9 protein-coding genes are annotated in these 10,486 nt (G+C 33.7%); 8 read left to right on the top strand and 1 reads right to left on the bottom strand.

Going from position 1 to position 10,486, the window contains the following annotated elements:
* From RWM24_RS04125 to RWM24_RS04100, 6 genes are all read left to right on the top strand, one after another.
* Positions 1-1,472: SIALI-17 repeat-containing surface protein (locus RWM24_RS04125; RefSeq protein ID WP_399539326.1), on the top strand; the 1,472-nt coding region annotated here is incomplete at its 5' end.
* A 137-nt stretch (positions 1,473-1,609) separates the two neighbouring features.
* Positions 1,610-2,110: a hypothetical protein gene (locus RWM24_RS04120; protein ID WP_314111867.1), complete on the top strand. Its 501-nt coding sequence runs from the start codon at positions 1,610-1,612 to the stop codon at positions 2,108-2,110.
* 267 nt (positions 2,111-2,377) lie between these two features.
* Positions 2,378-2,707, top strand: coding sequence for a helix-turn-helix transcriptional regulator (locus tag RWM24_RS04115; protein WP_314111864.1), 330 nt, complete (start codon positions 2,378-2,380; stop codon positions 2,705-2,707).
* Positions 2,708-3,184: 477 nt separating this feature from the next.
* Positions 3,185-3,520, top strand: coding sequence for a PD-(D/E)XK nuclease family transposase (locus RWM24_RS04110; protein WP_314111862.1), 336 nt, complete (start codon positions 3,185-3,187; stop codon positions 3,518-3,520).
* A 21-nt stretch (positions 3,521-3,541) separates the two neighbouring features.
* Positions 3,542-4,120 carry a hypothetical protein gene (locus RWM24_RS04105; RefSeq protein WP_314111859.1) on the top strand — a complete coding sequence of 193 codons (579 nt, stop codon included), beginning with the start codon at positions 3,542-3,544 and terminating at the stop codon, positions 4,118-4,120.
* 12 nt (positions 4,121-4,132) lie between these two features.
* A complete protein-coding gene (locus tag RWM24_RS04100) occupies positions 4,133-4,342 on the top strand; it encodes a hypothetical protein (protein WP_314111857.1) in 210 nt (69 codons plus the stop codon).
* A gap of 160 nt (positions 4,343-4,502) precedes the next feature.
* Here RWM24_RS04100 and RWM24_RS04095 read toward each other — a convergent pair whose 3' ends face one another.
* Positions 4,503-6,032: an AMP-binding protein gene (locus RWM24_RS04095; RefSeq protein WP_314111855.1), complete on the bottom strand. Its 1,530-nt coding sequence runs from the start codon at positions 6,030-6,032 to the stop codon at positions 4,503-4,505.
* A gap of 156 nt (positions 6,033-6,188) precedes the next feature.
* On the opposite strand from RWM24_RS04095, the gene gtfA reads away from it, so the two are divergent.
* Both gtfA and adhE read left to right on the top strand, forming a co-directional pair.
* A complete protein-coding gene (gtfA, locus tag RWM24_RS04090; RefSeq protein ID WP_314111853.1) occupies positions 6,189-7,631 on the top strand; it encodes a sucrose phosphorylase in 1,443 nt (480 codons plus the stop codon).
* A gap of 193 nt (positions 7,632-7,824) precedes the next feature.
* A complete protein-coding gene (gene adhE, locus RWM24_RS04085) occupies positions 7,825-10,458 on the top strand; it encodes a bifunctional acetaldehyde-CoA/alcohol dehydrogenase (RefSeq protein ID WP_314111851.1) in 2,634 nt (877 codons plus the stop codon).
* The last annotated feature ends 28 nt before the right edge of the window (positions 10,459-10,486 follow it).

Below are 10,486 nucleotides of genomic sequence, written 5' to 3'. Positions count from 1 at the left end.
CGCACCCAGACGATACAACAGTAGAGTTACGTGTAGAAGTGAAAGTGTTAAGAGACACAGATAAAGATGGCACACCAGACGTAGACGATGAGGATGACGATGGAGACGGAATCAAAGATACAGAGGAGCCAGGTCACTCAAAAGAGAAAACAGCATTAACAGGAACAGCAACAAATCCAACGAAGAAAGCGACAGAAGGTCAAGAGTACACAAGTGGTGAGACACCAGTTGTGACTACGAACAAGCCAAACGCAGTGATCAGTTCAACAGAAACAAAAGGATTGAAAGTGAATGCGCAAGGAAAAGTCGAAGGAACACCAAGTGGATTAACATGGAATGGTAATGATGAAGAACAAACAGTGACAATTCCAGTAACTGTAACGCACCCAGACGATACAACAGTAGAGTTACGTGTAGAAGTGAAAGTGTTAAGAGATACAGATAAGACATTGTTAACAGCAGGAAGAATAAATCCTACAAATCCAGCAGTAGATGGACAACCATATACAAGCAATGAAAAAGTGATCAATCCGAATAAACCAGATACAACGATAACACCAATACCAACAAATGGTTTAACAATTGATGGAACAAGCGGTAAAGTTACAGGTACTCCAAGTGGCTTAACATGGAATGGAGATGACACAGAACAAACAGTCAATATTCCAGTAGTTATCACAAAAGGAAATGAAACAATCAACGAAACAATTCCAGTAGTGGTACATCGTTCATCTAGAAATGGTCAACCCGAAATTCAAGAAGAGATTTCTGAATATACTAAACCAATTGGAACAACAGGAGTAGACGAAAGCGGTAATTTACTTGAACCACCAGTAGTTGATATTCCAGAATACACTGGACTAATTGGAACAACAGGAGTAGACGAAAACGGAAATCTACTTGAGCCACCAGTAGTTGATATTCCAGAATATACAGAACCAATTGGAACAACTGGAGTAGATGAGAATGGAAACTTAATTACACCTCCAAGTCATGTTGAATCTCAAAAACTTAAGGTTGTAATTACTAAGTGGACTGATGAACAAGGCAATGAATTGAAATCAGCAGATGCTAAAGCTCCATCAGTACCAGGTGAAGCTAATGAAGCATTGGAAGCAGGTGAAATTGACGGTTATGTATTTGTAAGAACAGAGGTTAAAGGTAATATTGTAACTCATATCTTCAGAAAAGTTTCATCAACTGAAACAAGAGGAGATAACAAACCACAATCTACACCTGAAGTACCAACTGATAATACAGAACATAAACCTGAAACAATCACTCCAAATGAACAAACAACTGAAACAGAGAATCCTACAGTGAAGCCAAAAGCTTCTCAAAACATCTTGCCAAACACTGGTACGGCTGATGGATTAGGCATCTTCTCTACAGCAGTAGCTTCAATTCTTGCAGGATTAGGATTATTCCTTCCTGTGAAAAAAGAAGATGAGGAAGAAACACAAAATAATTAATCTATTTGTAAGATGAATGGATGATTAAAAGTGTAACTTCAGAAGAAAGAAACGGATAGAAAGTAATCAAAAAGCCTTTCTATCCGGCTTTCTTTTAGTTGAAATGTAAGCGCTTATTAATGAAGGAGTATAGTATAATGACAGATAAAAGAAAAGATTTCAAAATTTGGTATAAGGAACATCACGATTTAAAAGATGATATAGTAATTATTAATGAAGATAATGAAAATGGTGAGGATACTCAAAATGATCCAGAAAAGTGGGAGTTACATCACATTATTCCATTTGAAAATGTGAAAAAGAATATTGATATAAAAATAATCGATAGTCTAGAAAATTTAATTTGTTTGAAAAAGAAACTTCATTTTGAAATTAGTAAAGAAATTCAAAAAGGAATATGTTATTTTGGAATTGAATTTCATAAAGATGATAATGGAGTATATAATAGCGTTTCATTTTTTGATATAAAAGCAACTGAAACATCTCCAAATAGATATTTTCAATACAATGGTATGACCAAATTTAGAAATAGAGATCTAGTGTTCTTTAATCCTGATTTAGCATATTATATTGAAAAATATAATAAGACGTGTCGGAAGATAAATAAAGATCAGTTACTTGGAAATTGGAAAAAGTAACAGATAGGGAATGAGTAGATTAATTTAGAATAATCAATATTTGAAAAAACTTACAAAGTGGATAGTATATTGGAGAGCTTTAGGTCATCTTAAATCCTATTTAATTATTATGAATATAAGTCTTAATAATATATAATTGAAGTCCTTTGTATAATATTACTACTTTTTTAGAGTGGTGGTATTATTTAACTTTATCATGGAAAATAAATTTTAACCAGTTTACTTTATGACAAATTTTGCTGTTATATCTATAAGGAGTGAGGATTCATGATAAATGTTGGTGATGTTGGAAAAAGAATTAATATTCTTAGGAAAGCATCAAATCTTACTCATGATATGATTGCTGAATATTTGTCGTTAGATCAAAATATAATTGCAGAGATGGAAATGGGTGAAAGAAATATTACCTCAGATGTTATTGAAAAACTATCTGCATTGTTTTGTTGTACAGTTCCCTCCCTTTTGCTTGGAGAACAAGATGACCATAAGTGTATCGTATTATTTCGAGAAAATAAATTGACTATTCAAGATTTTAAAGTATTAGCTACGATTAACAAAATAGCCTTAAATCAATTTGAAATGGATAAGTTATTATGAATTTGAGTAAGATATTTAATAGAAAATTAGAGGAAATGGATTCTTCTTCTCTTAATTCTTTCATGTAATAATATCTTTACAAATAAACTAAAGCTCCCTGTGTATGCTACACGGAGAGCTTTTTCACTATGATTCGTAAGCGTCCAATAACGAGGTGTCTGTTATCCGATATGAACTTCTTCTATACTACAAATAAGAAGTAAAAATGGAGGAAGTAAAATGACAAAACAAATTGTGCCATTAAACGTTAATTCAATCTCCACGAAAAAGGAAACAGAAACATACGCCTATCCTAAAACTTAGAAAAGGAAAGTTAGAATATATCCTTTATGATACACAGGTGCTTTTTTATCTAATAGAAATTTTCAAAATAAAAATATTTTTTCGTCTTTTTTTCGTATATATAAAATGAAGTGTAATTTTTGGTGAAATGTCACTGGAAGATGCTTTCAAAAAATCAAGAGAGGACGAAATGATATGAAAGAGCGAATTGAAGGAGCAAGACCAATGATGGATATGATGGCAAAGAAGATTTTTAGCAATACATCAGTTACTGCGCAGTTTATACGAGACATATTTGATTTGCCAGTTGAAAGCGTAAAAATTTTAGAAAGTACACAAATTCATGAATTTTATCTGGATGAATTTCCTTATTCGACTCATATTGATGTGTTGGCAGAGTTGGATGATCACACACAAATTATTATTGAAATTCAGGTAGCGTTACAAATTGACTTTATTAAGCGTTTGTGTTTATATTTATGTGAACAGATTTCCAAAAATATGAATATGTATAAAATGGATGGCACGTAAACCTATCATCTCGCAAAAGAAATGATTCCCGTATACGCTATCGCGATTACGCAGGAACGATATTTTGAAGATGATCGTATGTATCATTCATTTAGCTTAAGAGATGATGAATCCTACGAAGAATTAAAAGTATATTTTAAAGGAATCAAAGAAAAACGTAACTTAATGCGTATGGCATTTTTAGAATTAGATAAATATGATCCAACTAAAATAAAACACTATAGAAAAGTTCGATGGATTGAGTTTTTTGGTAACAAACCTTATACACAAAATCCAGAGGCAATACTAAAAACGGCAGATACGATTATGAATCGAACAAACTGGACAAAGGAGGAACAAGTAATGTTTGATGATCGAACAAGGAAACTAGATGGCTACTATGCGCATTTAGAGTATGTGGCAGAAGAAAAACAACTAGCAAGAATGGAAGGTAGAGAAGAAGGAATAGAAGAAGGAATAGAAAAAGGAATAGAAAAAGGTAGAGCAGAAGGAGCAATCACAACCATTGTCGGCTTAATCAAAGATGGAATCCTCACAATCGAAAGTGGGGCAAAGAGATTAAATATGTCAGAGTCGGAATTGACTGCATACTTATTGTAGGAGGAACAAACGATGTTTGATGATCGAACAAGGAAACTAGATGGCTACTATGCGCATTTAGAGTATGTGGCAGAAGAAAAACAATTAGCAAGAATGGAAGGTAGAGAAGAAGGTACCCTCACAACCATTGTTGGCTTAATAAAGAAAGTCCTTTTGTCTATTGAAAATGGAGCTCAACAGTTAAACATTTCAGAATTAGAATTGACTTCGTATATACAGTAAAAAATAAAATGTTGTTACACCTTATCAGTTGATGAGGTGTAACAACCTAAATCAATAGAAGTAAAAACGAGTTCTCCGATTATTTCGGGGAGCTCGTTTTTGATACGATTGGTGATTGGACGCTTACGCTACACCGAGAGCTTTTTCACTATGTTTCATATTAATTACTACCAAATAACAATTGTTCTAGTTCACGTCGTTGTACTTTCATGGTTGCTGTTCTTGGAATTTTATCATAATCCATAATCATTGGCTCATTTAAATGAGGTAAGTTTTCAATAGCTTTAAACCATAATTCATCTTGGAAAGGTTCTCCATCGGCAATAGCTATAATTGGTTGAGGATAACCGTGATTATCACGAATAATTACGACTTCTTCTAGGAAGCTTAGATGATCTAGTAAATAATCTTCAATAGCTAGTGTACTTTCTAATGTTTCTACTAAGTCTACTTGACGATCATGGAGGATTAAGTCACCTTTATCATTGATAAGTCCATAATCACCTGTATCCCACCATTCATCGTAAACATTTTCTTGGAAACGAGTATCTTCTTTAAAGTATGTTAATGCTCGTCCTTTAGAATATAATTGAATATTTCCTGGTGTATTCGTTGGTAGAAGTGTGCCATCGTTCGTTGCAATTCTTGCCTTTGTAAAATGTTCAAATCCAATTCCCATATTACGGATATTCATTCCTGGTAATGATTCTAATGTGTGTTTATGAACGATTGCAGGACCGCATTCGCTTTGTCCATAAATTTGTAAATAAATGCCATTTTTCTTCCGATTCGTTTTTAGGAAAGTAGTCATAGTTTCCTTATTAATCGCATCAAATGTTGAGTGATAATAGCGAGTATGTTCAAATAATTCTGGACGTTTTTTCGCAAGAGTAGCCCATTGGACAAAATTATTCGGATGTGTTTCAATACCAATTGGTTGGAATTGTTGTAGTAAGGTTTCAATATTTTGAATACTTGGATCTTTAATGGCTAAATAAGGAAATCCTAAACTCATTAAAGAAGACATACCGATATTAAACCGAGAATGTACTGGAGAAATATGAAATGCTAGTAATCCTTTTTCTTCCATTTTTGAGAAAATACTCTTTTGGAAAGCAGTTCTCCATCCCATGCTATTGGCAGAATGGGCAATGAGTTTAGGAATACCAGTTGTTCCGGAAGTGTGTGTCATATAACTAATCTCATTTGTATCAAGAGAAATGAAAAGAGTAACTGTTTCAATTTGTTCTTGGATTTCTTGTATAGAAATAGCCTTCGCTTTATTTTTTTCTTGTAAAAGCATCACTTTTTCTGCTGTTTCATCATCATAAATTAACCAAGCATCTTCTAATCGGTCAAAAAATGTATCAATGATGGAAGTAGGTAAATGAGCAGATGTCATTACTGGAATAGCTCCTAAATAGGAGATAGCACATGCTAATAAATAAGTATCGACAGCAGAGGATTTATACACCATCACTTTTTCTCTTTTTTGAATGCCTAAAGTTGCCAATTGAAATGCACGTTTTTGAATGACTGTTAAACTTTCTTGGTAAGTTGTTTCTAATCCAAATTCAGGGAAAGTCGATAATACTTGATCGAAATAGACTTTTGTATTTGGAAAATCAGCGCAAGCTTTTTCGTAATTTTTATATAATTGTAAAGGTTCGTGTTCGTAAATGATAGACATAATAACATCCTTTCGAAATAATCTTCATCTAGTATACAAGAGTAGAAAATAACATGCAAAAAAATTTTTCATATAGGTGTATGCAAACGTTTTATTATTTGGTAAAATACACGTATGCAACCGGTTTAATACTGGTAGATATAGGAGTTGATAAATGTGCAAATAAAAAATGAAGCCATGCTGATTACTTATTCAGATAGCTTAGGAAAAAACATGAAGGATCTAAAATTTGTTTTAGAAACTTACTTTAAAGAATCAATTGGAGGAGTACACTTACTTCCATTTTTCCCCTCAACAGGTGACAGAGGATTTGCACCAAGTGATTATACAACAGTTGATCCAGACTTAGGTAGCTGGGAAGATGTGGATGCATTAGGAGAGCAATACTACTTAATGTTTGATTTTATGATTAATCATATTTCTCGTGAATCAAAATTTTTCCAAGATTTTAAAAAGAATCATGAAAATTCTCCTTATAAAGATATGTTTATTCGTGTGCATGAATTTTTCCCACCGGGACGTCCAACACAAGAAGATATCGATTTAATTTATAAGAGAAAAGATAAAGCACCATTCCAAACAGTCCATTTTGAAGATGGTACTACTGAAGAAGTGTGGAATACATTTGGCGAGGAACAAATTGACTTAGATGTGAATAAAGCAATTGTGAAAGAATTTATTCGTGAAACAATTAAAGATATGGCAAGTCATGGATGCTCTTTAATCCGTTTAGATGCTTTTGCCTATGCTGTGAAAAAATTAGATACCAATGATTTCTTCGTAGAACCAGAAATTTGGGATTTATTAGATGAAGTACGAGCAGAAGCTGCAAAATATCAAGTAGAATTGTTACCTGAAATTCATGAACATTATTCCATTCAAATGAAAATTGCAAATCATGATTATTTTGTTTACGATTTTGCATTGCCAATGGTTGTTTTATATTCACTATATAGTGGAAAATCAAATCGTCTAGCTAATTGGTTAAAAATGAGTCCAATGAAACAATTTACAACATTAGATACACATGATGGAATTGGTGTTGTAGATGCAAGAGATTTATTAACAGATGAAGAATTAGACTATACTTCAGAACAATTGTATAAAGTTGGAGCAAATGTTAAGAGAGTCTATTCAAGTGAGAAATATAATAACTTAGATATTTATCAAATTAATAGTACTTATTATAGTGCATTAGGAAATGATGATGCTAGTTACTTACTATCAAGAATTCTACAATGTTTTGCTCCGGGTATCCCTCAAATTTATTATGTAGGACTATTAGCCGGTGAAAATGATATTGAACTTCTTGAAGCAACAAAAGAAGGACGTAATATTAATCGTCATTACTATACATTAGAAGAAATCGAAAAAGAAGTGGAGCGTCCAGTTGTAAAACAACTATTATCATTATTACACTTTAGAAATACTTCAAAAGCATTTGATTTAGAAGGTGAAATTGAAATTTCAACTCCAGACGAATCAACAATTGAAATTGTACGTTCAAGTGCTGAACATCAATCACAAGCTCGCTTAGTAGCAAACTTAGCAACAAAAGAATTTACAATTGAAGAAAATGGTGTAACAGTCGACTTATAAAAAAAATATAGAGGGGAGAAGTTTCTCCTCTTTATATTCAATTTAACGAATATAAGAGCTTTTATGAAAGTAAATTTTCAAACAAAAAGAAAATATTTTCTTAAAATAAATTCGTTTTCACCTATTTACAAAATCGATGAAATAGGTTATGATAAACATGTGATAAAAATAACAAGCAACGGAGGAATTCCCAGTGAGTGAAGTGAAAAAAGTAGTAGACTCTCAAAAAGAAGTCAATGAATTAGTAGAGAAAGGGCTTGTAGCTTTAGAACAATTTAGATTGCTCAATCAAGAACAAGTAGACTATATTGTAGCGAAAGCATCAGTAGCAGCTCTTGATCAACATGGTGTGTTAGCATTACACGCTGTAGAAGAAACTGGTCGTGGAGTTTTTGAAGATAAAGCGACTAAAAATTTATTTGCATGTGAACACGTCGTTCATAATATGCGTCATACGAAAACCGTTGGAGTTATTGAAGATGACGAAGTAACAGGTTTAACATTAATTGCTGAACCAGTTGGGGTTGTATGTGGTATTACACCAACAACTAACCCAACATCAACAGCAATTTTCAAATCATTAATTGCATTGAAAACACGTAACCCAATCGTGTTCGCTTTCCATCCATCAGCTCAAAAGAGTTCAGCTCATGCAGCTCAAATCGTTCGTGATGCAGCAATTGCAGCTGGAGCACCTGAAGACTGTATTCAATGGATTGAACATCCATCAATTGAAGCAACAAATGCTTTAATGAATCATGATGGTATTGCAACTATCTTAGCAACAGGTGGTAACGCAATGGTTAAAGCTGCTTATTCTTGCGGTAAACCAGCTTTAGGGGTAGGTGCTGGTAACGTACCTGCATATGTTGAAAAATCTGCAAACATTCGTCAAGCTGCTCACGATATCGTAATGAGTAAATCATTTGATAACGGAATGGTTTGTGCTTCAGAACAAGCAGCTATTATTGATAAAGAAATTTATGATGAATTTGTAGCAGAATTAAAGAGCTACCACACTTATTTTGTATCTAAAAAAGAAAAAGCATTACTTGAAGAGTTCTGTTTCGGAGTAAAAGCAAACAGTAAAAACTGTGCTGGTGCTAAATTAAACGCTAATATCGTAGGTAAACCTGCTGTATGGATTGCAGAACAAGCAGGATTCTCAGTTCCAGAAGGAACAAATATTTTAGCAGCAGAATGTAGTGAAGTAGGAGAAAAAGAACCTTTAACTCGTGAAAAATTATCACCAGTTCTTGCAATCTTAAAATCTGAATCTCGTGAAGATGGTGTTGAAAAAGCAAGACAAATGGTTGAATTTAACGGTTTAGGGCACTCTGCAGCTATTCATACAGATGATGCTGAATTAGCGAAAGAATTTGGACGTATTGTTCGTGCAATTCGTGTTATTTGGAACGCTCCATCTACATTTGGTGGTATTGGTGATGTTTACAATGCCTTCATTCCATCTCTAACATTAGGTTGCGGTTCTTACGGTCGTAACTCAGTTGGTGATAACGTAAGCGTTGTGAATCTATTAAATATCAAAAAAGTAGGGAGACGTAGAAATAATATGCAATGGTTTAAAGTTCCTTCGAAAATCTATTTCGAACGTGATTCAATTCAATACTTACAAAAAATGAAAAATGTAGAACGTGTAATGATTGTAACAGACCAACAAATGGTTAACTTAGGATTCTTACAACGTGTCATTGAACAATTAGAATTACGTCCTAACAAAGTTATTTACGAAGTATTTTCAGATGTTGAACCGGATCCAGATATCACAACAGTTAACCGTGGTGCTGAAATTATGAAATCATTCGAGCCAGATACAATCGTAGCTCTTGGTGGTGGTTCTGTAATGGATGCTGCTAAAGTAATGTGGATGTTCTACGAACAACCTCAAATTGACTTCCGTGACTTAGTTCAAAAATTCATGGATATTCGTAAACGTGCATTCAAATTCCCAGAATTAGGTGAAAAAGCTAAATATGTTGGTATTCCTACAACTTCAGGTACAGGTTCTGAAGTAACTCCATTTGCCGTTATTTCTGATAAAGCAAATAACCGTAAATATCCTTTAGCAGACTACTCATTAACTCCAACAATTGCGATTGTTGACCCAGCTTTAGTAATGACTGTTCCAGGATTTGTTACTGCAGACACAGGTATGGACGTGTTAACTCACGCAGTTGAAGCATATACTTCAACATTAGCTAATGACTATACTGATGGTTTAGCATTACAAGCAATCAAATTAGTATTTGAAAACTTAGAAAGTTCAGTTAAAAACGGAGACTTCGTTTCAAGAGAAAAAATGCATAATGCTTCTACAATGGCTGGTATGGCATTTGCCAATGCATTCCTTGGAATGTCTCACTCAATGGCTCATAAAGTTGGTGGATTCTTCCATACAGTTCACGGACGTACAAATGCGATCTTACTTCCATATGTTATCCGTTACAATGGTACTCGCCCAGCTAAAACTTCTACATGGCCTAAATACAACTACTACCGTGCAGATGAAAAATACCAAGACATTGCTAGAATGTTAGGATTACCTTCATCAACTCCTGAAGAAGCAGTTGATGCTTTAGCGAAAGCTGTTTATGAATTAGGAGAACGTGTAGGAATTGAAATGAACTTCAAAGCTCAAGGTGTAGATGAAAAAGAATGGAAAGAAACAATCCATGAAATCGCATTATTAGCATATGAAGATCAATGTTCACCAGCGAACCCTCGTTTACCAATGGTTGCTCACATGGAAGAAATTCTTGCTGATGCATACTATGGTTACGCAGCTCGTCCTGGACGTTTAAAATAATTCGTTAGATATTTATAAAGCGTAGTAG

The organism is uncultured Granulicatella sp., from assembly GCF_963516875.1.
GTDB lineage: Bacteria > Bacillota > Bacilli > Lactobacillales > Aerococcaceae > Granulicatella.
Note: the sequence above shows the minus strand (reverse complement) of the source record. Positions and strands in the feature narration are given on the sequence as shown.